We start from the raw sequence: 25,641 nt of genomic DNA on the forward strand, positions 1-25,641 counted from the left end.
AGATTGCTGCAGTTAGTGTAGTTTTACCGTGGTCAACGTGGCCGATTGTACCAACGTTTACGTGCGGTTTTACGCGTTCAAACTTTTCTTTTGCCATGACGGAACCTATCAGTTTTGTGTATCTAGATTACATATGAAAATAATCCACCAGAGGTAGATTAATTTAATTTTTTCAAATTTCAAATAGTTTTTTCTGACAGATAAAGGAAGTATTCAAGGAGATTCATATGACTGGTGCTGATAGGCAGATTTGAACTGCCGACCTCACCCTTACCAAGGGTGCGCTCTACCAACTGAGCTATATCAGCAACACCATAATTGGAGCGGGCAGCGGGAATCGAACCCGCATCATCAGCTTGGAAGGCTGAGGTAATAGCCATTATACGATGCCCGCTTTAGGAACCTGTTCTTAAACTACCTCTAACCGTCAAGAATAAAGTGGTGGAGGGAGCTGGATTCGAACCAGCGAAGGCTGAGCCGTCAGATTTACAGTCTGATCCCTTTGGCCGCTCGGGAACCCCTCCACGATAATTCTTTACTAATTCACTTTCGGTAAAAGGAAAGTGGTGCCGACTAACCGAGTCGAACGGTTGACCTACTGATTACAAGTCAGTTGCTCTACCAGCTGAGCTAAGTCGGCACTGCTTTAGTACGGGGCGAGATATTAGAGTAAGGTTTATTATGATGCAACTATAAAATTAAAAAAAATGTAATTTTTTAGCTTAAATGCTCACAATTCATGCAAAAGTGCTTAATTTTGCTGTTTTTCGTCGTTTTTACTTAGCTCATGCCAATAATTTAATCCTTTCATAACCAATAAAGAATCAAAAATACTGCCACTTATTTGTTGCTGTAACAGCAAACCGTAACCACCGGCGCACAAAATTTGTGGTTTTTGTTCGCCTGTTACGTGTTTAAGTTGGTATTTGGCCTGCTCAATAGCGCCTAATGTTGCCACCAGCGCGCCATTTTTTAATCCGTTGGGTGTGTTTTTACCTAGCTCGTTTAAAAAGGGGGTATTGGCATCATCAAACACGCGCTGAGTATTTTGTGTTAATGAGCGAGTCATTAAGTCAAGGCCGGGCAATATCCAGCCCCCTAAGTGCTCGCCTTCGCCGCTCAGCACATCAATAGTGGTTGCAGTGCCAGCATCAACAATAATGCATGGTGTGTTAGGGTAAAGTGTAAAACCTGCCACCAGCGCAAGCCAGCGATCAATACCTAAATTGCTAACCTGTTCATATGCGCAGCTTAAGCCACTGAGATTTTTACTAACATGCGCCTCAAAACACGGAATGCTTTTTTTGGCGGCTAATGTGAGTGCGTCATTTAATAATTCACTGTTACCTACACAAGCATACACAACCTCAGTTATTGCTTGCCACGGCACGTCGCTCATAGAAACGGGCGTTGCTTGTTGTTCGCGCCATAAGGCCGCTTTTAATGACGTATTACCTACATCTATTAGCAGTTTCATAATTCGGCCTTTCTTAACGAGATTTCGCCGCCATAGTAACTTTTAACTTCGCCGTCTTGGCGAATACGTATTCCGCCGTGCTGATCAATACCCTCACAAATACCCCGCCAGCTTCTGTGCCCCGTATTTAGCTCTACGCATTCTCCTGCAAAGGCGTTTAGGGCGTTCCACTGTGCGTACATGCTGTTTAGCCCGTCTTGCTGGTAATCTGCCAAACGCTGCTCTAAATAAAAGGTAAGCGAAGCAACTAACTGGTTTTTATCAAGCGCGGTGGTGTGTTGACTTAAATCTGTCCATGCTTGGTCAATGTGTTCGCTGGTGTTTTGCGGCATGTGTAAATTTATGCCAATACCAATGACTAGCTGACAAGGGCCTTGCGGTTGCCCATCTAGCTCAACTAATACTCCGGCTAGTTTTTGCTTATTTATGTATATGTCGTTTGGCCATTTAAGTTCAATGTCTATATCATAAAGTGCTTTTATAGCATCATATACCGCAAGCCCTACTGCAATTGATACGCCCATAGCAGCTTGCAGGCCATCATCTAAACGCCAAAAATAACTGTAATATAAATTAGCGCCAAACGGAGATTGCCATACCCGCCCTCGCCTTCCGCGCCCGGCTTGCTGCATTTCGGCAACCACAACAGTGCCAGACTCAAGCGCGACTTTATTTTGAATACGGCGCATTAGCTCGCTGTTGGTTGAATCTATAATAGGGTGTACTTCTACTTGGGCTGTATTGGCACCTAATGCATGGTAATGTTTGGTTATATCGGCTTGGTTTAGCAAACCCACCGCATTGTTTAAACTGTAACCTTTACCCGTCACTTTAAATATATCGAGCCCCATGTCTTGCAGTGTTTGAATATGTTTACTCACTGCAGCACGGCTTATACCTAGTTGCTCGCCAAGGACTTGGCCCGATACAAAGCCACCTTGGTTAAGTGCGTTTAATATAGCTAGTTTATTTCCATCTGGTGCTTTCATTACGCGTGCTCCGTAATAATATGGCATTCACTATTTGTGTTTATAAGCCTTACTTCGTGCTCTAGCATTATGCCGTAACGTGCAAACACCGTATTTTGTATATGCGTGATCATAGTGATTAAATCGCGCCCTTTACTATCACCATGATTTACTAATACCAGCGCCTGCTGCTGATGCACCTCAATCCCTGCTACTGTAAAGCCCTTCAAGCCCGCTTGGTCTATTAGCCAACCTGCCGCCACTTTGTGATGGCTTTCCCCATAGGGGTAATGAGGTAAATCATTAAACCGCACAAGCAGCGCTTCTAAACGCGCATTGCTAATAATCGGATTTTTAAAAAAACTACCCGCATTGGCTAAAGTGTATGGGTTTGGCAGCTTAGCGTTACGAATTTCAATAACCTGCTCAAATACCATTTTAGGGGTGGGATTTTGCAATACTTTGAGTGGGCCATAACTTAAAACTGGCTGCCACATTTTAGGGAGCGCTAAACTAACTTGAGTGATCACCGCTTTGTTTTTTAAAGCATGTTTAAAAATAGAGTCACGATAAGCAAACTCACACTGTGCGTTAGTTAAAGTCACTTTGGTTTTTGTGGCTATATCAATGTATTCAACCGACTCTACAAATTGAGCGAGCTCAACACCATAAGCACCAATATTTTGTACCGGCGACGCCCCAACAGTGCCCGGAATAAGCGCTAGGTTTTCAAGCCCTGCAATATTTTTATCAAGTAAATAGCTTACTAGGTTATGCCAGTTCTCGCCCGCAGCTGCACTCACTAGTACATCATTTTCACGCTCGGTAATAGTAATGCCCTTAGTGGCCATTTTAATTACGGTGCCTGCGTAGTTTTCTAAAAAGATTGTGTTGCTGCCTTCCCCTAATAAACAAAACGGAGCACTAAAACGGTGTGCTTTAAGTTGCTCAACCGAGGTTATTTCAACAAAATGCTGGCATTGATTGTTTAGTGCAAAGGTATGTAAAGGTTTTAATGAGTGCGCCACAAAGGTCTCTGAGTGTACTGGTAACTAATCGCAGTAGTTTACCTTATTGTCGCAAAGAATGTAAAAATCACTCAACCCGCTGTATCAATCATGATATAAAACCTGCACTTATTATTAGTGTTCAGGGTATTTTATGAAAATTAAACCTCTTTTTTTAAGCCTCGCTATGGCCGGTATGTGCTCGCAAGCAATGGCAAACGCGATTGATCAAAACTCATACGCCAACCTAGATGATGTGGTAACAACACACTTAAACCTTGATTTAGATGTCGATTTTGCCGACAAGCAATTAGAAGGTTTTGTTGAGCACACGCTAAAGTGGAACAATGACACGAGTAAAAAGCTGGTACTTGATACCCGCGACTTAGACATTGATAAAGTAATGTACCAAGACACCTCGGGCGATTGGCACAAAGCTAAATTTACACTGGCAGATCGCGATGATGTTAAAGGCTCAAAACTAACAATTACTTTAAAAAGCCAAGCGCCAAAAGTACGAATTTACTACAACAGCCGCCCAGAAGCATCTGGCCTGCAATGGTTAACACCAGAGCAAACAGCCAGCAAAACGCACCCGTTTATGTACAGCCAATCGCAGGCTATTCACGCTCGTAGCTGGTTACCGGTACAAGATACCCCAGCCATGCGCGTTACTTACTCTGCCCGTATTCATACACCAAAAGATATACGTGCCGTAATGAGCGCCGATAACAAAGACGCACTATACAAAGATGGCGACTACCACTTTGAGATGCCTCAAGCTATTTCGCCGTACTTAATTGCGATTGGTGCAGGTAATTTAGAATTCAAAGCCATGTCAAAACAAACAGGTATATTTGCCGAGCCTGAAATTTTAGACGCTTCGGTTGCCGAGTTTAACGACACCCAAGCCATGATCGACAAAACCAACGAAATGTATGGTGAGTATGCATGGGGCCGTTACGATTTATTAATGTTACCGCCTAGCTTTCCGTTTGGTGGTATGGAAAACCCGCGTCTTTCGTTTATTACCCCTACCGTAGTTGCTGGCGATAAAAGCTTAGTAAACCTTATTGCCCATGAGCTTGCACACTCTTGGTCTGGTAACTTAGTTACCAACGCGACGTGGGAAGATTTATGGTTAAACGAAGGTTTTACCTCTTACGTTGAAAACCGCATTATGGAAGAAGTGTTTGGCCGCGACCGCGCCGTAATGGAGCAAGCTTTAGATGCAGCAGGCTTACGTGCTCAGCTTAAAACCATTGATGCACCCGATACTCGCCTTAATTTAAAACTTAATGGCCGCGATCCAGATGATGCATTTAGCTCAGTGCCATACACTAAAGGTCAGCTATTTTTAATCTACCTAGAAGAAAAATACGGCCGTGATAAGTTTGATGACTTTGTTAAGACCTACTTTAATGAGTTTGCATTTAAATCGCTGACTACTGCGCAATTTGTTACTTATTTAAAAGCTAACTTAATTGAAAAATATCCAGGCGTTGTAAGCATGGATAAAGTGAATGAGTGGATTTTTGAGCCAGGTTTACCAAGCGATGCACCTAACCCCACATCGGATGCGTTTGATAAAGTAGATACAGCAAGCGCAGCATGGTTAAAAGGTGAAACAAGCGCAGCACAATTACCTACGGCTCAATGGACAGTGCACGAGTGGTTACACTTTTTAAATAACCTACCACGTGATTTAAGCTTAGATAAGATGAGCGAGCTTGATAAGCAATTTAACTTAACGCAATCAACCAATGCAGAGCGCGCGTTTGCATGGTTTATGTTAGCGGTAGGTAATGGTTACCAACCTATTTACCCAGCGCTTGATAAGCATTTATCAGGTATTGGCCGCCGTAAATTAATTGTGCCGTTATACAAAGCACTTATTAAAAATGGTAAGCGTGAGTGGGCACATGATGTATACATCAAAGCACGCCCAGGCTACCACCCGCTTGCACAAGGCACCATTGACGCTTTATTTGATAAATAAGCAACCTGTGCCAACCCAAAAGGTGTTTAGACCTTTAGGGTAAAACAGCAAAACCATTAAAAAAGGCCGATTTATCGGCCTTTTTTAATACTGTAATTTTCTCAAGCTAAAAACTGTAACTAAGCTCAGCGAAGTTAGCGCTTAACATTATTAGCTTGAGATAAGTTTATTACTCAGCGCCTTGGTTCGTTACCTTTTCTAAAAAGGCCTTTCGCTCAGCAATCGTGGCTTGCTGCCACCAAAATTCTAGCATTTGCGGTGCACTTGGCATGCCTTTGCCATTAATAGGCGCAATAGGCTTAATAGGTTGGCTTGGACGCGTTGGACCCGCTGGCACCGTATTTTGTAAAGCAGGCTTTTGACTTGCAAGCTGTGTATTTGAAATAACACTAAGCGGCTGTGCCACAGACGCGCCCTTTGCTTTTAAACTTACCTGTGGTGCCTCAGCAAATATTTTCGCTGATACCGCGTTATCGGCACGATTAAACACCATGTCGTAGTCTTTGTTATCGTCAATAGTAATATCTACCCAAAACGGTTCAGACTCTATTACCTCATGGTCGTCAAAGCCTAGCTCGTATAAATCGGTGTATTTTAATTTTAATCGATAAGACCCTGGGGCAAGTTCAATGTCGTCAACGCGGCTAAATAAAGAGCTTTCAATCACTCTTTCGCCGACTTGTAAAGGCACTAACTCTTCAGGAAAGTGAATATTTCCGGCACTTACTGACATACTCATCAATAGTGCCGCAGCTGCAGTTATTAACATTGGTTTACGCATAAAAACTCCTTTATTTGTTTTGAGTTTGACACTGCAAACAAAATTTGTCATTAGTGACTTTAAATTCAACCCTTACACTGAAACGATTATGAGCACAGAAACAATATTTACAAAAATTATTAACCGCGAAATTCCCGCCGACATTATTTACGAAGACGACACCACCCTTGCATTTAAAGACATAAACCCGCAAGCTCCTTTTCATGTGTTAATTATTCCAAAAAAAGCAATTGCCACTATCAATGATATTAATAGCGAAAACTCACATTTAGTTGGAAATTTATACGAGACTGCTGCTAAATTAGCCAAGCAATTTAACTTTAGTGACGATGGCTACAGAGTAGTAATGAACTGCAATAAACACGGCGGGCAAACCGTGTATCACATACATTTACATATGCTTGCAGGCAAAGAAATGGGCTGGCCTCCGTATCAAGAAGCTAAAAAATTAAAAATTTAATAATAAAAATTCACTGGAATTATTAGTATTTGGCTAGTTACAAATGTTATGGTTAATCATGTATATAAAGTGAAAAATAATTACTTATTTGCAACATTTTATGTTTAAATAATCGTAAAATCGTACTTGTTCACAAGGCGAAACCCGACTTTCTAATACAAAAGGTGTGGAAGTCGTGATAAACTTAACTAGTCAGCTTTATAAAAAGAGTATAAAAACATGAGCAGTTCAGCCTTTTTGTTATTAGATCAAGAGCCAATTAACACCATTGGCATTAACGTTTTAGAACCTTTGTTAAAAACGCAAGGCCTTGACGTAACCACGGGTACAAATATTTTAGATGTACCAGAAGGGACTCGATTACTGTTCATTGAAACATCAAGTAACGATGCATGGGGTAAACTAAAAGAACAGCTAGTTAACCTGCGCACCAAGTGCGATATCGTATTATTTAACCTAGACGAAAACCCAGAGCTCGCTAACCGCGCGCTTTTGAGCGGTATTCGTGGCGTGTTTTATACGACAGATAACGCTGATGTATTAATGAAAGGTATTCGCTTACTTTTAGAAGATCAGCTTTGGTACAGACGTGACATTATGTGTAATGCATTAAACCGCATGCTGCAGTTTAATAAAGACGCACTACACAAGCTGACCGAAGGTGACATAGAGCCAATTAAACTCACTAAACGAGAAAAAGCAATAATCTCGTTAATGAGTAAGGGTTCTAAAAACAAAGAAATTGCTGAAGATTTAAGCATCAGCCCACACACAGTTAAAACACATTTATACAGCGCATTTAGAAAAACTAAATGTCGTAACCGTATTGAGCTACTATCTTGGGCTCAACAAAACATTCCAGACGAAATTCGTTAATCAATTTCGTAATTTAAAAACAGGCACTTATGGTGCCTGTTTTTGTTTATGCCGCATGCTTGTTAAATTAATCGCTTTTTATTACTCTATTTAAAGTACCCATTGCTGGAACCTCTATGCTCGACTCATTTACCCTCTTTTTTGCCAGCATTGCCGTTATTATTGTAATGACCCTTCTTAACTTTTTAACTTGGCGTACCAACAAAAGTACCCCAGGTACTCTGCTTTATATTTTTTACCCGGTTTTATTACTAGGCGCAGTAATTGGCTTTACGCTTATTGGTAAAACGCACAACCTTATTGTGATTAGTATTGCCAGCAGTATGATGTTTGGCGCATCAATTGTGCACAGCTTGGCCATATGCCAATTTTTAGATTATCGGGGTATTGGATTTAAGCTACTGTGCTCCTTTACCGCGTTTAGCGCCGTAATGTTGGGATATTATTCTTTTATTGACCCTTCTTTACGCGAGCGAATTTACGTCTCGGATGTACAGCACATTGCAGAAGCCGCTTTTTTGCTGTTTTTATTTATTAAATATGCCCGAAAGCCCTACCCTAATGGCACCATTGTTTACATTTTAATATTAACTTTAGTTGGCCTGAGCTTTATTAGCCGCTCACTATTTATGGTTAATATTGAACAACCCCTGCTATTGCAAAGCCCATGGTTTAGTAGCTTACTGTTTTTAAATGGCGTTATTGCACCTATGTTTTATGCCGCCGGTATGGCGCTTTTGTGTAATGAACGCAGAGAAAAAAATCTTAACAAGCTGGCCGACAAAGCCCAAAAAGATTTAGAAATTAGAGGCCTGTTTTTATCAACGATTAGCCATGAAATTCGCACCCCCCTTAATGGCATATTAGGCAGCGCCCAATTGGTTATGAACCAAAGCACAGACACCCGCAATAAAGCCTATTGTGAGGCCATCATTAATTCAGCCGAGTCATTAAATTTACTGGTTGATAAAGTGCTCGACTACGCAAGCCTAGATCAAAGTGATGAAGCACTTTACGAAGAAGACATTGAATTTAAAACCTGGTTAAACAATTTGTGTTTATTACTCAGCCCATTGGCGGAGCAAAAGCAGCTTAAGTTTGAACTGGTATGTAATATCCCTGAACAAGCCTGTTACTACTGCGATCAGCAAAAATTGAGGCAAATTATTATTAACCTTGTTGGTAACGCCATTAAGTTTACCGACCACGGTATAGTAAAAATTCAGGTTGATTTAATAAGCGACAGGCAGCTTGAGCACACCATAAAAATTAGCGTTAAAGACTCAGGCCCTGGTATCGAAAAAGACGAAATAGCCTACTTAACCGAACCCTACGTACAAAGTAGCGCCGGCAAAGAAAAAGGCGGCACCGGCCTTGGGCTTGCCATCACCAGCCGCTTACTAGAAAAGCTAGGCAGCCGTTTAGAAATAACCAGTCAACTAGGCACTGGTAGCGTGTTTAGCTTTACCACCACCTTTACGCTAGGGGAGCTTAGTTTGGTAGAGCAGCGCCATCAAAACAAAGACTACTTAACCGGCCTTGAAGTACTGCTAGTCGAAGATTTAGATTTGAATCAAAAAATTGCCATTGAGTTTATGGCCGAAGATGAGCATAAAATAAAGCTCGCCAAAGATGGTAAAAGCGCTATTGAACTGCTGCAAACACATCACTTTGACGTTATTTTACTGGATATGAACCTGCCAGACTTTACCGGCCAAGAGGTATTAAAACGTTTGCAGCGTTTGGAGCATAAAAACCAGCGCACGCCCGTACTGGCCTTTACAGCAAGCTTAAGCCCTGATGAGGTAAAAGAATACTTAGCTCTGGGAATAAAAGACATAGTAGGCAAACCAATTAAGCAGCAAAAGCTTCGCCAAGCACTGAGTGATTCACAATCCAATCAAACTGCAAATATAGCTGTAGAGCTAGTAGACACTTTGTACGACGAAACCGCAGCAGAAACACTAACCAGCTCATTTAGTGAGGATGAAGTGTCGTCGATTTACAATGAATTTGTACTCTCAGCACGGACTAAACTAACCCGATGCCAAGAACTTATTGACCAGCAACCAGAGCAGTGCATTAAATTATTGCACCGCCAAGCAAGCACGGCGCTGCAATTAGGCTTTAACCGTTACGGTATTGAGCTTAAAAAAATAGAGCGCCGCCTGCTTGATAACAAACCCCATAATAACCTGCTAGATGAGGCGTTAGAGCTATGGCAGCGCAGCCTAGAACAATACTTAAAGTACGTGCGCGGGCAGTTAAGTTAATGGGCTTTTCTATTACAGATTAAGCTGTTTACTCTCTTCCATACCTATCATCAAATCGCTCTATGTCACTTTCATCTAGTACGGCGCCAGTTTGTACTTCAATGACAATTAGCGGCTCTTTTTGATTGTTCGCTAAGCTGTGTATTTGTTTTGCTGCAATGTAGCAAGATTGGTCGTGGCTAAGTGTTAATGCTTGCTTATCAATACGTACATCGGCAATACCCGATACCACCACCCAATGCTCTGCACGATGCTGATGGCGCTGCGTTGAAAGTTTAGCACCGCTATTAACAGTTATTTTTTTAACTTTAAAACCACCACCTTCAACCAAAGTGCGGTAATTGCCCCATGGCCGATATACAACCTGATGATGATTGAGTTTATCACTTTGGCTAACCGCTAATTGCTTGAGCAATAAAGGCAGACCATCGAGCTTGTTTTTATTGGCAACGAGGGTGGCATCGTGGGTATGAATAATGGCTAAGTCGCTAACCCCAAGGGTAGCAACGCTGTGATCGTTTTCGCTTATAACAAAATTATTCGTACTATTTTGCGCGGTATGGCTGTCGTTTTCATTATTGCCATGTGCATCTTTTTTAATAAGGCTAGCCAAGGCACTAAAGCTGCCTACATCACTCCAATTAAGAGCAACAGGCAATACTGCTACATTATTACTGCGCTCTAAAATGGCGTAATCGATAGAGTCACTTGGGCAGGTTTTAAGTGGCTCACTTACCGGCCTTGTAAACCCTAAATCGTCAGAGAAATTAGCCGCCGCGCTTACACTGAGTGCAATTTTTGGTGCAAAGCGTTCTAGCTCATTTAAATAGGCTTGTGGTGTAAATAAAAACATGCCGCTATTCCAGCTATAACCGCCTTGAGTTAAATAATGCTCAGCGGTAGCCAAGCTTGGCTTCTCTTTAAATTCAGCCACTTTATAGCAATTTGAGCCCGCTATTTTACTACCTTGTTTAATGTAGCCAAACCCAGTGTGGGGCTGTGTTGGTGTAATTGAAAACGTGACCAACATACCTTGCTGGGCTAATTCAATTGCATCGTTTAATTTAAGTGTGAGCTCAGTAAAGTTGGATATATGATGATCGGCAGGCATCACCAGTATTGGCCCAGTTATGCCTTGCTGTAAAGCGTAGTGTGCTGCCAGCGCAATAGCCGGCGCGGTATTTTTACCCTGCGGCTCTAACAAAAGTGCATGAGGAGCGGCCTGTGCACTTTGCTCAGTAGCAATAAAACGGTGCTGTTCGTTACAAACAAGTATTGGCTTTGCAAACCCCTTGCCCGATACACGCGCTAACGTACTTTGTAATAGTGAGTGTTTGTTATCAAGCAGAGGTAAAAATTGCTTAGGCATAGCTTGGCGAGAAAGCGGCCATAACCGTGTGCCAATGCCGCCCGCTAAAATTACCGGTGTTATAAGGGTTGTATTCATAAAGCCGCCAATAAACATATCAGCGGCTATTTTAGCACTTTATTGGCTAGGCGCTAATGCTTAGCGATTTATACCAAGGTAAACGCGTCGGCATCTAAATAAGCAGGAAACGAGGCTTTAAAATCATCAAGCGGTGCTTTTTCAAGTGTTACAGTAAGTAACTCTTGTGTATTGTCTTTTGCTTTGGCGAGTGTATCGCCTTTAAAGTCGTATACAGCCGTGCCGCCATTGTGCGCAACACCATTGCCATCGTCGCCAACACGGTTAACGGCTACTACATAACATAGGTTTTCCATAGCGCGCGCCATTAATAGCGTATCCCAAATATGGCGACGAACCGCAGGCCAGTTAGCAACGTTTATCATTACATCGTAATCATTATTGTTGCGCTGAAAAACCGGAAAGCGCAAGTCGTAACATACTTGCGGCAGTAACTTAAAACCGTTAATTTCAAACGTTTTACGTGCTTGCCCTGCGACAACGTAATCGCCCTCACTACCTAAGCGAAATAAATGACGTTTATCGTAATAATTTACCTCGCCACTTGGGGTCACCCAATAAAAGCGATTCGCTTTTTTATCGCCTTGAGCAACCAAAACCGAACCTGCAATAACGGCTTTATGTTTATGTGCTTGGGTTTTTAGCCAGCTCAACACTTTGCCATTTTCGGGTTCTGCGCAATCAAGATTAATAGCAAAGCCTGTGGCGAAGGTTTCGGGTAGTAAAATTAAATCAGGTTGAGCGCTCATCGCTGCTAATTTTTTATCAAACATGGCTAGATTGGCGTCTTTATCAAGCCAATGCAGCGCACTTTGAACGAGTGTAAGCGTTAAAGTTGACATAATATTTGCGCGGCCTCTATTAAGGTTTCATCGTTTTTAGCAAAACACAGTCGAATCACTTTATCATTTGAAGGTTGCTTATAAAACACACTTAAAGGAATAGCAGCAACCCCAGCTTGCTCTACTAACCAGTGGCAAAAATCCACATCATTAAGATCAGACACCTCACTGTAATCGAGCAATAAAAAGTACGTACCTTGGCTTGGTAAAATATTAAAACGGCTCTCACTTAAGTGCTGTGCCAGTAAGTCGCGCTTTTGCTGATAAAAATTACTCAGCTCATCGACATGCTCGCCTTGTTGTTCAAGCATGTCGGCCAATGCGTGTTGTGCAGGTGTAAAGCTTGAAAAGGTAACGTACTGGTGTATTTTTCTAAATTCAGTAGCAAGTGGTGCAGGCGCAACACAGTACCCCATTTTCCAGCCGGTACTGTGAAACGTTTTGCCAAAGCTTGATATAACAAAGCTTTTTTCACGTAGCTGCTCATCACAAAGCATGCTTAAGTGCTTATCGCCATCAAAGGTAATATGCTCGTAAACTTCATCACTTATTACATATAAATCGTGATCGTTGACTAACAATTTAAGCGCGTTTATATCATGGCTTTTAAGTATTTTTCCGCTTGGGTTGTGTGGCGTATTAATAATTATAGCGCGCGTGTTTTTGCTCACTGCGCTGCGAACAGTTTGCCAATCAATAGCGTAATCGGGGGCATGCAATGCAATATGAACTGTTTTACCGCCAGCAAGCTCAATGGCAGGCTGGTAAGAATCATAAGCGGGGTCAAACACAATGACTTCATCATCGGGGCGTACTATAGTTTGAATAGCCACAAATAATGCTTCGGTGGCGCCCGACGTTACCGTAACTTGCTCAGCTGCATCAATATTAGCCGCGTATTTACGCGAAACTAAATTTGCTATTTGTTGCTGTAAACGGGGCACACCACTGGATGGCGAGTATTGATTAACCCCTTGCTGAACATAAAAATTTAGCTGGTTTTTCAGTAGTTCTGGCGCATCAAACTCAGGAAAACCCTGCGATAAATTTATTGCCGAATGCTGACTTGCCAAGCCACTCATTTGGCTAAATATACTAACACTTAAATTTGGTAATTTACTTTCAAACACGACAGGCCCTTAATGATGGTTTTGCGCTTAAAGCGATGCTATCATTGCTTAAAACAGAAGTATAGCCGTCTAAAATTAAATAGCTTTATATCAATTTGCTCAATTAACTTAGCTATTTTGAGGTAGCAAAAACGCAGCTCGCGTTTGGTTTAGCGCCTCAAATGCATTAAGTATTATTACGCATTGGTATTACACTCATTGGTGAGGAATGTATGCACAACAATACCGCTATTTCGCAACTTATTGAAGCCGGAAAATGGATCAGTCAAAAAGGCTGGGTTCCCGCCACCGGCGGAAATTTTTCGGCGCGCACCGCAACAGGGTATGTGGTTACCGCTAGCGGCTTTGATAAAGGTCAGCTCGGTACACACACGTTCATTGAGCTTGATCATCAAGGTAATCGCACCAAAGGTGCTGGCAACCCATCGGCCGAAACGCAACTGCACCTAGGCATGTATAAGCTTATTCCGCACGCAAACGTAGTGCTGCATACTCACTCAGTAGCAGCCACCGTACTATCGCGTGTAATTAAAAGCCATGCATTAAATTTAAGCGGTTACGAAATGCAAAAGTCACTCAGTGGGGTAACCTCGCATTTAGATACCCTGAGCATCCCTATTTTTGAAAACGACCAAGACATAGACCGCTTAAGCTTGCTGCTTAGTGATCACCACTTACATACACCCATTGAACATGCAGTGTTAATTCGTGGGCATGGCGTTTATGTAGTAGGGCGTAATTACAAGCAAGCACTTCGCCATTTAGAAGGGTTAGAGTTTTTATTTAGTTGCGAGCTGGAACGGTTAAAAATAGAAGGTATTGGGGCACAGCTATAATGATAAAAGCAATTTTAACTGATATTGAAGGCACCATAACACGTATCTCATTTGTAAAAGAGGTGTTGTTTCCGTATGCAGCTAAACAACTAGCAACGTTTATGCGCTTAAACGAAAATAAACCCCATGTCGCTGAGCAAATAGCGGCTGTTAAAGCCATTATTAATGAGCCAGATGCCGATATAGAAAATGTCATTAGCGTGTTACTAAAGTGGATTGAAGAAGATAAAAAAATTACCCCTTTAAAGCAAATACAAGGGCTAATTTGGCAAACGGGCTACGAGCACGGTGATTTTAAAGGCCACCTATACGCAGATGCGTTTGAGTTTTTACAAGCTCAGCACGCTCAAGGTACCGCACTCTATGTGTATTCATCAGGCTCGATAAGGGCGCAGCAGTTACTCTTTAAATACAGTGACTATGGCGATATTCGCCCCCTGTTTAATGATTTTTTTGATACCAAAGTCGGCGCAAAGCAAGAGCAAGCAGCCTATAACACTATAGTTAACCAGCTCCCTTTTAGTGCTAACGAAATCTTGTTTTTAAGTGATGTGGCAGGTGAGCTTGATGCAGCCAAAGCCGCAGGGCTTAAAACCTTGCACTTAATACGTGATGGCCAAGCACATAGCGCGCACCCATACGTACATGACTTTAGCACAGTTAAATTGGAGCAATTTGCATGAGCCAATTAACAATTTATGCTAACAACAATCCAAGTAATGCGCTGGTAAATACCCGCGATTTAAGCGAAATTACTCAGCAATTAGCAAAGGTAAATGTACGTTTTGAACAATGGCAAGCAACTGCACCCATTAATGAGCACACCACAAATGAGCAAATTATTGCAGCGTATAAAAATGATATAGCGCGCTTAAAAGCGCAAAATGGCTACCAAACGGTAGATGTTATTTCGCTTGCAAAAGGTAATCCTGCAGCGGCACAAATGCGAGAAAAGTTTTTATTTGAGCACACTCATAGTGAAGACGAAGTTCGCTTTTTTGTAAAAGGCCAAGGGTTATTTTGCCTACATATTGATGCCAAAATTTACCAAGTATTATGTCAGCAAGGTGACTTAATTTCGGTCCCAACTCTTACACCACATTGGTTTGATATGGGGAGCGACCCAGAGTTTACCGCCATTCGATTATTTAATAATACCGAGGGCTGGGTTGCAAAAAGCACCGAATCTGAAATTGCGAAGCAGTTTCCGTTGCTCGCATAGCAAACGTAATACGCTCCACAAAGGGATAAGTGGAGCGATATTTAAAACTACTTAAGCGCTGTTAACGCGCCACTCTCTACATCACTTTTATTGTAAACACCGGTATCTAACACCCAAGCTGTTATAAGTTTTGCAGGTGTTACATCAAATGCGGGATTATACACATTGGCATTAGTGGGTGCCCACAGCGCCTCACCAAAACTGCCACTTACGCCGCGTACCTCTGCGCTATTTCGCTGCTCTATTGCTATATCGCTACCGCAAGCTGTTTGTGTATCAAGCGTAGTTAAAGGCGCGACAACATAAAAAGGAATATCATGAAAATGCGCCAATACAGCTAAATTATAAGTTCCCACTTTATTAGCAAAGTCGCCATTAGCAGCAATACGATCGGCGCCTACCACTATTTTATCTACCTTGCCTGCGGCCATTAAACTTGCTGCCATATTATCGCAAATAAGCGTATACGGTACTTGCCAGCGCTCAAGTTCGAACGCGGTTAAACGCCCGCCTTGCAACAAGGGCCGCGTTTCATCAACCCACACATGTATATTGCCGTGTTGTTGCTGCGCTTTGTAAATAACGCCTAATGCTGTACCAATACCAGCAGTCGCTAATGCGCCGGTATTACAATGGGTTAAAATATTGTCGCCGCTGTTTATAAGCTCAGCTCCGCGCGTTGTCATACGCTCACATAGGGCAATGTCTTCAATAAAAAGGCGCTCTGCGCTGCACACCACTGCTGCTACAAAGTCATCGCTTTTAAGAGCCTTTCTTAATATAGCCATGCAATGCATTAAATTAACAGCGGTTGGCCTTGTGGCTTCAAGCTCATCAATTGCTTTTGCAAGCGCCGCTTGAGTTCCCCCCTGCTGCGCTAAATGAGCAACCAGCAAACTCGCACCTAAGCCTATTAATGGTGCGCCACGAATTTTTAAACTGATGATCAGCTCCTTCATCGTCTCAACACTATGGCATTCGTGCCATACCTGCTGATGAGGAAGTAAATACTGGTCAAGCACACTTAATGTGCCGTTTTCATATTTTAAACTGCTTGCGATAAGGTTTTGCATGGTGAGGCTGCTTAAATAAAATGCGTAAGGGTATTTTACATCAGTTTGAATAACTCTCAAGTTAGACTTGTAGACATCTAAACATTTAAAGGTATAGAATGCCCAAAAAGGTTATTTGAGAACTCACTATGGCTAACTATGTCGCGTTTGATGCGCAGCGCGCAATTGAATATGTAAATTCGCTAATTGACTCTAAGCAGTATGATTTTTTTAATGCTGGCGCCAGCTTAACTGCGTACGAATTTGGTGACGGTAACCTTAATTTAGTATTTAGAATTAGCGATGAGCACCATAACAGCATTATTCTAAAGCAAGCACTGCCTTATGCTCGTTGTGTAGGTGAATCATGGCCGCTCACGCTTGATAGAGCTCGTATTGAGGTGCAAGTGTTACTTAATCATGGCGCTATTTGCCCACAAAACACCGCTAAAGTACTGCACTATAACCAAGCTTACGCACTTACCATTTTAGAAGATTTAGGTCACTTAAAAATATTGCGTACCGCGCAAAATAACGCGGAGCAATTTCCTAGGTTAGCCGAGCACGTAGCTACGTATTTAAGCCATACCGGGTTTTATAATTCAGATTTTTACCTAACCGCCCAGCATAAAAAGGCCCTAGTGCAGCAATTTACTAACCCTGAGCTTTGCCAAATTACAGAAGATTTATTTTTTAGCGATCCGTATACAGATCACGAACGCAATCACTTTGACGAGCAACTTACTACACATGTACACGCTTTGCGTGATAACACGGCACTTAAGTTAGAAGTTGCGAAATTAAAAGCTAATTTTTTATCTAACCCGCAAACATTGCTGCACGGCGATATGCACAGCGGCAGTATTTTTGTAGATACCAATACCACTAAAGTGATTGACCCCGAGTTTGGCTTTTTTGGCCCTGTTGGCTTTGATATAGGCTCTTTTATTGGCAATTTACTATTAAATTACTGCGCACAAGCAGGGCATATTGAAGAGTTTGTAGCACGACGAAACTATCAAACGCATTTACTTAGCTGCATTGTTGAAAGCTATAACTTATTTGAGCAACAATGGTTAGCTTTAATTGCCAACCACAGCACAGATCACACCCTTAATACCGACGGCTACCCACAGTACTTTATGAAAACCGTATTACAAGACGCCATAGGCTATTGTGGAACAGAGCTAATTAGGCGCACCATAGGGCTCGCGCATGTGGTAGATATTGACAGCATTGAAGATGAAAATACGCGCCTTGCAGTACAAAAACAAACGCTGAGCTTAGGTGAGCAACTTATTTTAAATGCCAAAAACTGCGACAGCAAAGATGCCTTTTTTAGTTTATTAATAAGCCAGCTAAATTAAAAAAGGCGCCAAAGCGCCTTTTTTACTACCAATACCGTTATTGGTAGTTTTCGTAAATTTTATCGAGCGGCTCCGACAGCCCACTTTCTTGCACTATACGCACGTGTTTACGCCTTAATTCCCGCGCACTCGTTACACCACATGAGTGGGCAATTAAGCCAGCACCGTAATGAATATATTTATTATAATTGGCAACCCGCTGGGCTTTATCGGCAACATTTAAACCACGCTGTAGCCGCTCGTTATGGGTAGTAACACCGGTTGGGCAGGTGTCTTTATTACATTGCATGGCCTGTATACAGCCTAACGCAAACATATGACCACGCGCAGAAACAACAAAATCAGCACCCAAAGCAAGCGCCCATGCCACCTTAGAGGGCACAATTAACTTACCCGATACAATGACTTTTACCCGCCCTGTTAAGCCATGTTTTTCAAGCATATTAACAACCAGCGGTAAGCTTTCGCGCAGCGGTAAACCTACCGAATCTAATAAGGGTTGTGGCGCTGCGCCCGTACCGCCATCGGCACTATCAATAGTGATAAAATCCGGTGCTGATTCAAGCCCGCGATGGTTTATTTCTGCAAATAGTGTTTCTAGCCAAGTGTAATCACCAATAACGGCTTTAAAGCCGGTAGGTTTGCCTGTGGCGTTTCGCACTGTGGCAATCATATCTAATATGTCGCTTGGCTTTTTGATCTCTGGGTGCCCATTTGGGCTAATTGAATCTTTACCCTCAGGGATGCCCCTTATTTTAGCAATTTCAGCATTAACTTTTTTACCTGGTAACATACCGCCTTTACCTGGTTTGGCACCTTGACTTAATTTAAGCTCAAACATTTTTACGTTTTTATGCGCCGCAATTTCTTTAAGTTTATCAATACTTAGATTTCCAAGCTCGTCGCGCACACCATACTTAGCCGTACCAATTTGAAACACCAAATCGGCTCCGCCCTCTAAGTGATAAGGGCTTAACCCGCCTTCGCCGGTATTCATCCAGCAGCCGGCTAATTTTGCCCCTTTTGATAACGCTCTAACAGCCGGTTTTGAGAGCGCACCAAAGCTCATTCCCGATATATTAAACAAGGAGTTAGTGGTGTACGGCGTTTTACAATAAGGGCCTAACGTTACATTACTTGGGTCCAACGCCTCTTCATCTAAGGTAGGAAAAGCACAGTTCATAAACATCACTGTACCTGTTACCTCTAAGCTTTGCGTGGAGCCAAATGCAGCGGTACGATCGACATCTTTTGCAGCCCGATACACCCAGCTGCGCTCTGCTCGGTTAAACGGCATTTCTTCTCTATCGAGGGCAAAAAAGTACTGCCTAAAAAACTCGCCTTGGCGCTCAAAAAAGTACCTAAAGCGGCCAATAACCGGGTAATTTCGCCTAATTGCATGCTTTGTTTGAGTAATATCACGAAAATAAAAAACAATAATGGTAAGTACAATTAATCCTAATGCAACAATAAAAATACTCGCAAATACATCAATACTAAAAATTATAAAATCGCTCATCCAAGGCCCCTTGATGGCTGTTTTTAAAAATAAAAAAGGTGTTGCGTCAAAATGACACAACACCTTTCGTTGTTCAAGGTTTATACCTTTAGATAATTAGCTTTGTGCGTTTTCAAGCTCAGCTTTTATATACAAACGAACTTGCTCTTCAAGCACTGATAACGGCACAGAACCATGACGCAATACTTGATGATGAAACTCACGAATATCAAAACGTGGCCCAAGCGCTTGCTCGGCCTCTGTGCGTAAACGCTTGATAGTCAGCTCGCCAATTTTGTACGACAAAGCTTGCCCCGGCCACGAAATATAGCGGTCGGTTTCGGTTTTAACATTGTGTAATGAAAGCGCCGTGTTTTCGCTCATAAAGTTCATAGCACGCTCTCGGCTCCAGCCGTACATGTGCATACCGGTATCAACCACTAAACGAGCTGCACGCCACATTTCATAGGTTAAACGGCCAAATCGGCTGTATGGGTCTTGGTAAAAGCCTGCTTCTATACCTAAGTATTCAGAATAAAGCCCCCACCCTTCACCAAAAGCCGAAAGGTAGGCATCACGTCGGTAGCTTGGTAAGTTTTCAAGCTCTGCATTAAGCGATATTTGTAAATGATGCCCTGGTACGGCTTCGTGTAAGGTCAGCGCCTCTAATACATACAACGGGCGCTTATCTAGCGCATATGTATTTACCCAATAATAACCCGCTTGATCGCTTCGGCTCGAGCCAACATAGCGACCTGTTGTATATTTAGGGGCTATATTTGCAGGTACAGGTGCAACGCCATAGGGCATACGTGGCAGTGTATGGAATAACTTAGGCAGCTGCGCGTCCATTTTTTTAGCTATATAAGCAGCTTCTTTTAATAGCTGCTCTGGAGTTGTGGCGTAAAATTGCGGATCGGTACGTAAAAAGTGGATAAAATCGGCAAACGTGCCTTCAAAGCCTACTTCTTTAATTATTTCCTGCATTTCACTGCGGATACGCGCTACTTCAGATAACCCCAGCTGATGTATTTCATCAATGCTCATATTTGTGGTGGTGTAATACTGTGCGCGGTTTTTATAAAATGCCTTGCCATTAGGGGTTTGCGAAATACCAATCGTAGTGCGTGCCCCTGGCTGATATTGCGTAGTAAAAAATGTTAAATACGCTTTGTAAGAGGCAATAACATCGTTTTTTATGATGCGTTTAGCTTTTTGCTGCAACGCTTTAAAGTCGTTTTCACTTAGCCCTGCCGTGTTCGTTTTAAACGGGGAGTAAAAGTCTGACTGCGTTACATCATCTACTATGTATGCGCTTATTGAATCTTCATACCCAGCTAATACCGCTTGTGGTTGAGTAAGTCCCGTTTCGAGCCCCTTTTTCATCCAATGTATGTTTTGCTCAAAAAAGCGCGGTACTTGTTCAAGGCGGGCTAAATACGTTTCTAACTGTTGCGGTTGCTTGTACTGCGAACTATTAATCATATAAGACAAGCTAGAATGGAACCCATACTCTGAAGTTAGCGGCATGTAGTGCGCATTAAATACGTATTCATCAACACTGTTTTGTACTTGCGCACGAATAATACTGAGGTTAATACTGTTTTCACTTGAAAGCTCATCGCTATCAATTGCATCTAAACGACTTAATAATGCTGTTTTTTCCTCATATTGCTGCTTTAAAAATTCAGCCGATAAATTAGGTAATAAATAGCCATCAACCCCTTTAGGCTGTGTGTAGGGATTTACACGTTTGCGGTAATCAACAATACTTTGCGCCACTTGTTCAAATTGTGTGTTTGCGTTGGGGCTTGTTAATGTACATGCGCTTAGCGTGCCAAAAAGTGATAGCACAAGCAGTGTGCGGCAAATTCGCGGGGGTAAGGAATAATTCATTTTAGTTTTACTTAACCATACAATAGATTTCACAAAACTATCGTAGGCTGAGTAAATAGCAAGATAAATGCGATTAATCTCAATAACACACGCTTAATTGGAGCGGGTAAAATAAGCTGAACCCGCCTAAATTAAGCTAATTACGTGCTCTTTGATGATAAAATCAGCTATTAGGCAGCAAAAGTAAAAATTTAAGTTCACTAATACTGGTTTTTACTTTTAAATAGCCTGCTTAACGATTATTGTAGTAAAAAAATAATAAAGCTTGGATGCATTGCCGCCTCATTGAAGAGTTATTTTAATGTGTAATTTAATGCGTACTTAGTTGGTAGTTAAAATGATGTTCCATGATTCCATGGCTGTAGCTCAAGAAAAAATGACGAATGTATGCCTGTTTTTAGAACGTCATACGCTGCCCCCCTCACCGTTAAATTACCACGTTGCCTATACCTATATTAGTAAAGTAAATCCTCAGCTAAATAACGCAATAGACGAGGCCATTACTAATAAAGCCCAAATTGATAGTATTTTGATTGAGCAGCTCTACTTTGAGTTTTTAAACGAAGGGCATACCACGCAAGTGGCAATGATTAATAACGTAAATGGGGTTATTGATTCACTGTCGCGCAATGCGCAATCAACCGAAAAACAAATTGTTAGCTTTGCCGGCCAAGTAAGTGAGTGCATGCACACGCTTGATGAGAATAATATAGAGCAAAGCCGCCAAGCACTCGATACGTTAAACACGCAATCAGCCACGTTACTTGAGCAACACAAGCACTTTAAACACGAGCTACATAAAGCTAAAAAGTTACACGAAAAAACCCAAAAACAGCTGGCGCAATTACGTAAGCAGCACATTATTGACTCACAAACGGGGCTGTATAAACGTCATTATTTAACGCAGCAAACCCAACTATGGAGCAACCAAGACAAATCAATTTGTGCAATTGCTATTCAAATAGATAATTTAGATCATTTTGTAGATAATTACGGCGATATAATTGGCGAAGTTATTTTGAACAAAGTGGCTAAACAAGTAAAAAAATATGTTTTTCAAAGTGGTTTACCTGGGCGCACAGCAAAGGACCAATTTACCGTATTACTGCCAGATATAGACCCCGAAACCGCCAATGTTATTGCTGAAAAAGTGCGTAATGGCGTAGAAAAACTTCGTTTTGTTAGCTCAAAAAGCGGCACTAAGCTGCCTGGCATTAACTTATCTTTAGGCATAGCGCAGCAACTCAAAAATGATGACTTTAACCAGTTAGCTAAAAAAGCCTCGCAAGCGGCATTTAAAGCACGCTCACTGGGGCAAAGTAGCTTTACAGCTGGCCACTAGGTTTTACGCTAAATTACCTGATAAATCATATTCAAATTGCACCTGCAGTATACAATCAAGTACACTAGTCTTTATTGCCACGATAGAGACTAACCATGAACGAAACAGAGCAAAAGACCACGCATTTTGGCTATAAAACCGTAGCCGAAAACGATAAAGCCTCAATGGTTGCAGACGTATTTCACTCGGTTGCAGCAAAGTACGATGTAATGAACGATTTAATGTCTTTTGGTGTACATCGATTATGGAAACGTCAAACTATAGCCAGCTCAGGTGTGCGCAAAGGCCACCACGTCCTTGATTTAGCAGGCGGCACTGGCGACCTAACAGCAAAATTTAGCCAGCTAGTCGGTGACACCGGCCAAGTAGTTTTAGGTGACATTAACTCATCAATGTTAAAAGTCGGCCGTGAAAAGCTGCACAACTTGGGTTTAGTCGGCAATATCGACTACGTGCAAATGAATGCCGAAATGCTGCCATTTCCAGATAACAGCTTTGATGTGATCACGATTGCCTTTGGCCTACGTAATGTAACCGATAAAGACAAAGCCCTGCGCTCTATGTACCGTATATTAAAGCCAGGTGGACGTTTATTAGTATTAGAGTTTTCCAAACCTGAGCATGAAATTTTAAGTAAAGCGTACGATTTTTACTCGTTCAATCTATTACCAACTATGGGTAAAGTAGTGGCGAATGATAGCGAGTCATACCAATACTTAGCTGAGTCGATTCGTATGCACCCAGACCAAGAAACCTTAAAAGCAATGATGGAAGAAGCAGGCTTTGAACAAACAACGTATCAAAACCTAACCGGTGGTATTGTTGCACTGCACCGTGGTTTTAAATATTAAGGCAGGCAGTTATGGCGTTTGAGCAAAAAAGCGAGCAAGTGGTCGCAGCAAAACCCGATTCGCAATTTTTTATGTTACCTAATTTTGTACTTTCGCTTATAGAGCGAGTGCTTAATAAGGTACTGCAACTCGACGCCACCTTAATAGATAAGCTCAGTGCCGTTAAGCACAAACCATTAAAGGTCGAAATCCGCAATTGGCAGCAGCAAATAGTATTAACCTTTGATGGTAAACTATTACACCTTTACAGTGCCAGCGATGAAAATAGCGCAGAGTGTATGATCAGCGCAGATATAGATACTCTTATGGCGCTTAAAGAGCCAGCCATGCTTACACAACTCATTCGTCAAGATAAGCTAGACCTGCAAGGCGACCTAAACGTCGCTCAGGCGTACAGCGCCGCATTTTCTGGGCTAGATATAGATTGGCCTGAGCAACTATCACACTATATTGGCGATGCGCCCGCACAACAACTTTACATACAGCTAAACGCTTTACGCAGTAAAGAGCGTAAAGCACGTCAGCAAATTAGCACCACATTAACCAGCCTATGCCAAGATGAGCTCGCTGTAACTATTCACCCTTTAGAGCTTGAGCAATTTAAACAACAAAACCGAGTGTTAAAAGGGCAAGTGGCCGCTATTGAACAACGCATAAATGCATTAATCAACTCTTCTAACACCAACAGCCGCTAAGGATTTTTTGTGTCGACTGCTCGATTGTATTACATCACTAAAACATTACTTAGCTACGGACTAGATGAGTTAATACCAAAACAAAAAATACCTTGGTACGCTAAAATTGCGCGTGGTAGCTTGTTTTGGTTACGTAACCAGCACAAAAATAAGCCCGCGGGCTTGCGACTGCGCTTAGCTTTGCAAGAGCTTGGCCCTGTGTGGATTAAGTTTGGCCAAATGCTTTCTACCCGCCGAGACTTACTTCCTCACGACATTGCGCTAGAGCTTGCTTTTTTGCAAGACCAAGTCGAACCCTTTGAAGGCGAACTTGCCCAAAAAATAATTGAAAAAGCGCTCGAAATTAGCGATATAAACCAGTTGTTTAGTGAGTTTTCGCAAACCCCATTGGCCTCAGCGTCTATTGCACAAGTGCATACTGCTAAGCTAGTTGATGCCCATAACAATACCCAAGATGTTGTTATAAAAGTGATTAGGCCAAACATAAAAACACAAATTAATGCCGACTTAGCACTTATGGAAAAACTCGCTAAAGTGCTTGCCAATGTACACAGCGAAGCAAAAAGGTTACGCCCTGTCGAAGTGGTCAAAGAGTATAAAAAAACCTTGCTAGATGAGCTCGATTTAATGCGCGAAGGCGCAAATGGCATACAACTTAAGCGTAACTTTGAAGGCTCTGATTCGTTATATATCCCGGCTGTTTATAGCGATTATAGCCGCAGTAACGTTTTGGTTATGGAGCGTATTTACGGAATTCCGGTCTCAGATACAGAGTCGTTAATTGCGCAAAATACCAATATGAAATTACTCGCTGAGCGCGGTGTAGAAGTGTTTTTTACCCAAGTATTTAGAGACAGTTTTTTTCATGCTGATATGCACCCTGGCAATATATTTGTCTCTCGCGAGCACCCTGAAAACCCCATGTATATTGGTATCGACTGTGGCATTGTTGGCACATTAAACAAAGAAGATAAACGCTACCTCGCAGAAAACTTTATCGCCTTTTTTAATCGTGACTACCGCCAAGTTGCTCAGCTACATGTTGACTCGGGCTGGGTTCCGCCTGATACCAGCATAGAAGAGTTTGAATTTGCAATTCGTACCGTGTGCGAACCTATATTTAATAAGCCGCTAGCTGAGATATCGTTTGGTCATGTACTCGTTAATTTATTTAACACCGCACGCCGCTTTAACATGCAAGTACAGCCGCAGTTAGTATTATTACAAAAAACGTTATTATACGTTGAGGGCTTAGGGCGTCAGCTTTATCCTCAGCTTGATTTGTGGAAAACCGCTAAGCCATTTTTAGAAGATTGGGTAAAACAACAAGTTGGACCGTTATCAGTAATGAAACAAATGTATGCTAACTTGCCATTTTGGGCTGAAAAAATGCCAGAACTACCTGATTTAATTTATCAAAATTTAAAACGTAGTCCGCAAATGCAGCATTCTCAGCCAAGTAAAGTGTCACACAAAGCGCTAGTACTTAGCCTATTTGGCAGTGCTACACTGATTGTATCGGCACTGTGTTATCTGCAGCACGACCTCATAGCGGCAGGCGTAACATTAGCAGCGTCTGCAATTAGCTTTATTGTGGCGTGGCGTAACACATAAACTAAGTG

Annotated in this window: 23 protein-coding genes and 4 tRNA genes; 12 read left to right on the forward strand and 15 right to left on the reverse strand. The window is 42.0% G+C overall.

Translation table 11 applies throughout. The annotated features are described in order from the left end of the window. From CWC04_RS07340 to murB, 8 genes are all read right to left on the reverse strand, one after another. Window positions 1-97, reverse strand: a 97-nt coding sequence (locus tag CWC04_RS07340) for a GTP-binding protein (protein WP_249318404.1), incomplete at its 3' end; no start/stop codon positions are given. Window positions 98-232: 135 nt separating this feature from the next. Then, window positions 233-308 (reverse strand) — tRNA-Thr (locus CWC04_RS07345). Between the two features lie 11 nt (window positions 309-319). Further along, window positions 320-394: transfer RNA gene (locus CWC04_RS07350), tRNA-Gly, on the reverse strand. Window positions 395-439: 45 nt separating this feature from the next. Continuing rightward, window positions 440-524: transfer RNA gene (locus CWC04_RS07355), tRNA-Tyr, on the reverse strand. 40 nt (window positions 525-564) lie between these two features. Then, window positions 565-640 (reverse strand) — tRNA-Thr (locus CWC04_RS07360). Window positions 641-751: 111 nt separating this feature from the next. Next, on the reverse strand, window positions 752-1,477 hold the full coding sequence (locus CWC04_RS07365; RefSeq protein ID WP_138685029.1) for a type III pantothenate kinase: 726 nt from the start codon (window positions 1,475-1,477) through the stop codon (window positions 752-754). Next, window positions 1,474-2,466, reverse strand: a complete 993-nt coding sequence (gene birA / locus CWC04_RS07370; RefSeq protein ID WP_138685030.1) for a bifunctional biotin--[acetyl-CoA-carboxylase] ligase/biotin operon repressor BirA — start codon at window positions 2,464-2,466, stop codon at window positions 1,474-1,476. Before birA ends, CWC04_RS07365 begins: the two co-directional genes overlap by 4 nt. Then, window positions 2,466-3,473, reverse strand: coding sequence for a UDP-N-acetylmuramate dehydrogenase (gene murB / locus CWC04_RS07375; RefSeq protein ID WP_138685031.1), 1,008 nt, complete (start codon window positions 3,471-3,473; stop codon window positions 2,466-2,468). The genes birA and murB overlap by 1 nt, the downstream gene beginning before the upstream one ends. Before the next feature lie 133 nt (window positions 3,474-3,606). Here murB and CWC04_RS07380 point away from each other — a divergent pair, with 133 nt between their 5' ends. After that, complete coding sequence (locus tag CWC04_RS07380; protein ID WP_029774313.1) at window positions 3,607-5,451, forward strand: M1 family metallopeptidase; 1,845 nt, start codon at window positions 3,607-3,609, stop codon at window positions 5,449-5,451. A 169-nt stretch (window positions 5,452-5,620) separates the two neighbouring features. On the opposite strand, the gene CWC04_RS07385 is transcribed toward CWC04_RS07380, so the two are convergent. Continuing rightward, window positions 5,621-6,232: a DUF2057 domain-containing protein gene (locus tag CWC04_RS07385; RefSeq protein ID WP_029772876.1), complete on the reverse strand. Its 612-nt coding sequence runs from the start codon at window positions 6,230-6,232 to the stop codon at window positions 5,621-5,623. 88 nt (window positions 6,233-6,320) lie between these two features. On the opposite strand from CWC04_RS07385, the gene CWC04_RS07390 reads away from it, so the two are divergent. The 3 genes from CWC04_RS07390 (at window position 6,321) to CWC04_RS07400 (ending at window position 9,841) form a co-directional block, all read left to right on the forward strand. Continuing rightward, window positions 6,321-6,692 carry a histidine triad nucleotide-binding protein gene (locus tag CWC04_RS07390; protein WP_138685032.1) on the forward strand — a complete coding sequence of 124 codons (372 nt, stop codon included), beginning with the start codon at window positions 6,321-6,323 and terminating at the stop codon, window positions 6,690-6,692. Window positions 6,693-6,911: 219 nt separating this feature from the next. After that, window positions 6,912-7,568: a helix-turn-helix transcriptional regulator gene (locus tag CWC04_RS07395; RefSeq protein WP_004587492.1), complete on the forward strand. Its 657-nt coding sequence runs from the start codon at window positions 6,912-6,914 to the stop codon at window positions 7,566-7,568. A 116-nt stretch (window positions 7,569-7,684) separates the two neighbouring features. Next, entirely contained in the window at window positions 7,685-9,841 is a 2,157-nt protein-coding gene (locus CWC04_RS07400; RefSeq protein WP_024033948.1) for a response regulator, read from the forward strand. A gap of 28 nt (window positions 9,842-9,869) precedes the next feature. Here the strand turns inward: CWC04_RS07400 and CWC04_RS07405 are convergent, their stop codons facing one another. The 3 genes from CWC04_RS07405 to CWC04_RS07415 all read right to left on the reverse strand — a co-directional run bounded on the left by CWC04_RS07405 (window position 9,870) and on the right by CWC04_RS07415 (window position 13,260). Beyond that, complete coding sequence (locus CWC04_RS07405; protein ID WP_138685033.1) at window positions 9,870-11,288, reverse strand: mannose-1-phosphate guanylyltransferase/mannose-6-phosphate isomerase; 1,419 nt, start codon at window positions 11,286-11,288, stop codon at window positions 9,870-9,872. Between the two features lie 68 nt (window positions 11,289-11,356). Further along, on the reverse strand, window positions 11,357-12,130 hold the full coding sequence (locus CWC04_RS07410) for an amidohydrolase (protein ID WP_126008575.1): 774 nt from the start codon (window positions 12,128-12,130) through the stop codon (window positions 11,357-11,359). Next, entirely contained in the window at window positions 12,118-13,260 is a 1,143-nt protein-coding gene (locus CWC04_RS07415) for a methionine aminotransferase (protein WP_138685034.1), read from the reverse strand. The genes CWC04_RS07410 and CWC04_RS07415 overlap by 13 nt, the downstream gene beginning before the upstream one ends. Window positions 13,261-13,472: 212 nt before the next feature. Between CWC04_RS07415 and CWC04_RS07420 the strand changes: the two genes are divergently transcribed. Genes CWC04_RS07420 through CWC04_RS07430 form a run of 3 tightly spaced genes read left to right on the forward strand, consistent with a single transcriptional unit; the run spans window position 13,473 to window position 15,318 of the window. Continuing rightward, window positions 13,473-14,096 (forward strand): methylthioribulose 1-phosphate dehydratase, encoded by a 624-nt coding sequence (locus tag CWC04_RS07420; protein ID WP_004587487.1) that lies wholly within the window; start codon window positions 13,473-13,475, stop codon window positions 14,094-14,096. After that, complete coding sequence (gene mtnC, locus CWC04_RS07425) at window positions 14,096-14,779, forward strand: acireductone synthase (RefSeq protein ID WP_138685035.1); 684 nt, start codon at window positions 14,096-14,098, stop codon at window positions 14,777-14,779. The genes CWC04_RS07420 and mtnC overlap by 1 nt, the downstream gene beginning before the upstream one ends. After that, complete coding sequence (locus CWC04_RS07430) at window positions 14,776-15,318, forward strand: 1,2-dihydroxy-3-keto-5-methylthiopentene dioxygenase (protein ID WP_121638140.1); 543 nt, start codon at window positions 14,776-14,778, stop codon at window positions 15,316-15,318. The genes mtnC and CWC04_RS07430 overlap by 4 nt, the downstream gene beginning before the upstream one ends. Before the next feature lie 47 nt (window positions 15,319-15,365). Here CWC04_RS07430 and mtnA read toward each other — a convergent pair whose 3' ends face one another. Beyond that, on the reverse strand, window positions 15,366-16,391 hold the full coding sequence (gene mtnA / locus CWC04_RS07435) for an S-methyl-5-thioribose-1-phosphate isomerase (protein ID WP_138685036.1): 1,026 nt from the start codon (window positions 16,389-16,391) through the stop codon (window positions 15,366-15,368). A 128-nt stretch (window positions 16,392-16,519) separates the two neighbouring features. Between mtnA and mtnK the strand changes: the two genes are divergently transcribed. Further along, the gene (gene mtnK / locus CWC04_RS07440; RefSeq protein ID WP_138685037.1) at window positions 16,520-17,737 is read left to right on the forward strand and encodes an S-methyl-5-thioribose kinase; all 1,218 of its coding nucleotides are present in this window, start codon (window positions 16,520-16,522) and stop codon (window positions 17,735-17,737) included. Between the two features lie 37 nt (window positions 17,738-17,774). Here the strand turns inward: mtnK and CWC04_RS07445 are convergent, their stop codons facing one another. Together CWC04_RS07445 and CWC04_RS07450 are read right to left on the reverse strand one after the other, a co-directional pair. Next, on the reverse strand, window positions 17,775-19,256 hold the full coding sequence (locus tag CWC04_RS07445) for an FMN-binding glutamate synthase family protein (RefSeq protein WP_138685038.1): 1,482 nt from the start codon (window positions 19,254-19,256) through the stop codon (window positions 17,775-17,777). Window positions 19,257-19,352: 96 nt separating this feature from the next. After that, window positions 19,353-21,131, reverse strand: a complete 1,779-nt coding sequence (locus CWC04_RS07450) for a DUF885 domain-containing protein (RefSeq protein WP_138685039.1) — start codon at window positions 21,129-21,131, stop codon at window positions 19,353-19,355. A gap of 355 nt (window positions 21,132-21,486) precedes the next feature. On the opposite strand from CWC04_RS07450, the gene CWC04_RS07455 reads away from it, so the two are divergent. From CWC04_RS07455 to ubiB, 4 genes are all read left to right on the forward strand, one after another. Next, window positions 21,487-22,473 carry a GGDEF domain-containing protein gene (locus tag CWC04_RS07455; protein WP_004587479.1) on the forward strand — a complete coding sequence of 329 codons (987 nt, stop codon included), beginning with the start codon at window positions 21,487-21,489 and terminating at the stop codon, window positions 22,471-22,473. Window positions 22,474-22,568: 95 nt separating this feature from the next. Beyond that, window positions 22,569-23,324 (forward strand): bifunctional demethylmenaquinone methyltransferase/2-methoxy-6-polyprenyl-1,4-benzoquinol methylase UbiE, encoded by a 756-nt coding sequence (ubiE, locus tag CWC04_RS07460; RefSeq protein ID WP_004587478.1) that lies wholly within the window; start codon window positions 22,569-22,571, stop codon window positions 23,322-23,324. Between the two features lie 11 nt (window positions 23,325-23,335). Continuing rightward, window positions 23,336-24,019, forward strand: a complete 684-nt coding sequence (locus CWC04_RS07465) for a ubiquinone biosynthesis accessory factor UbiJ (RefSeq protein ID WP_138685040.1) — start codon at window positions 23,336-23,338, stop codon at window positions 24,017-24,019. Window positions 24,020-24,028: 9 nt separating this feature from the next. Then, window positions 24,029-25,633, forward strand: a complete 1,605-nt coding sequence (ubiB, locus tag CWC04_RS07470) for a ubiquinone biosynthesis regulatory protein kinase UbiB (RefSeq protein ID WP_029772890.1) — start codon at window positions 24,029-24,031, stop codon at window positions 25,631-25,633. Window positions 25,634-25,641: the final 8 nt, after the last annotated feature.

Source organism: Pseudoalteromonas sp. S2893 (assembly GCF_005887105.1).
Taxonomy (GTDB): Bacteria; Pseudomonadota; Gammaproteobacteria; order Enterobacterales; family Alteromonadaceae; genus Pseudoalteromonas; species Pseudoalteromonas atlantica.

Coding starts and splice junctions, on each gene's coding strand:
- CWC04_RS07365 (WP_138685029.1), bottom strand. CDS start 1,477: ATGAAACTGCTAATAGATGTAGGTAATACGTCATTAAAAGCGGCCTTA.
- birA (WP_138685030.1), bottom strand. CDS start 2,466: ATGAAAGCACCAGATGGAAATAAACTAGCTATATTAAACGCACTTAAC.
- CWC04_RS07380 (WP_029774313.1), top strand. CDS start 3,607: ATGAAAATTAAACCTCTTTTTTTAAGCCTCGCTATGGCCGGTATGTGC.
- CWC04_RS07385 (WP_029772876.1), bottom strand. CDS start 6,232: ATGCGTAAACCAATGTTAATAACTGCAGCTGCGGCACTATTGATGAGT.
- CWC04_RS07390 (WP_138685032.1), top strand. CDS start 6,321: ATGAGCACAGAAACAATATTTACAAAAATTATTAACCGCGAAATTCCC.
- CWC04_RS07395 (WP_004587492.1), top strand. CDS start 6,912: ATGAGCAGTTCAGCCTTTTTGTTATTAGATCAAGAGCCAATTAACACC.
- CWC04_RS07400 (WP_024033948.1), top strand. CDS start 7,685: ATGCTCGACTCATTTACCCTCTTTTTTGCCAGCATTGCCGTTATTATT.
- CWC04_RS07405 (WP_138685033.1), bottom strand. CDS start 11,288: ATGAATACAACCCTTATAACACCGGTAATTTTAGCGGGCGGCATTGGC.
- CWC04_RS07410 (WP_126008575.1), bottom strand. CDS start 12,130: ATGTCAACTTTAACGCTTACACTCGTTCAAAGTGCGCTGCATTGGCTT.
- CWC04_RS07420 (WP_004587487.1), top strand. CDS start 13,473: ATGCACAACAATACCGCTATTTCGCAACTTATTGAAGCCGGAAAATGG.
- mtnC (WP_138685035.1), top strand. CDS start 14,096: ATGATAAAAGCAATTTTAACTGATATTGAAGGCACCATAACACGTATC.
- CWC04_RS07430 (WP_121638140.1), top strand. CDS start 14,776: ATGAGCCAATTAACAATTTATGCTAACAACAATCCAAGTAATGCGCTG.
- mtnA (WP_138685036.1), bottom strand. CDS start 16,391: ATGCAAAACCTTATCGCAAGCAGTTTAAAATATGAAAACGGCACATTA.
- mtnK (WP_138685037.1), top strand. CDS start 16,520: ATGGCTAACTATGTCGCGTTTGATGCGCAGCGCGCAATTGAATATGTA.
- CWC04_RS07445 (WP_138685038.1), bottom strand. CDS start 19,256: ATGAGCGATTTTATAATTTTTAGTATTGATGTATTTGCGAGTATTTTT.
- CWC04_RS07450 (WP_138685039.1), bottom strand. CDS start 21,131: ATGAATTATTCCTTACCCCCGCGAATTTGCCGCACACTGCTTGTGCTA.
- CWC04_RS07455 (WP_004587479.1), top strand. CDS start 21,487: ATGGCTGTAGCTCAAGAAAAAATGACGAATGTATGCCTGTTTTTAGAA.
- ubiE (WP_004587478.1), top strand. CDS start 22,569: ATGAACGAAACAGAGCAAAAGACCACGCATTTTGGCTATAAAACCGTA.
- CWC04_RS07465 (WP_138685040.1), top strand. CDS start 23,336: ATGGCGTTTGAGCAAAAAAGCGAGCAAGTGGTCGCAGCAAAACCCGAT.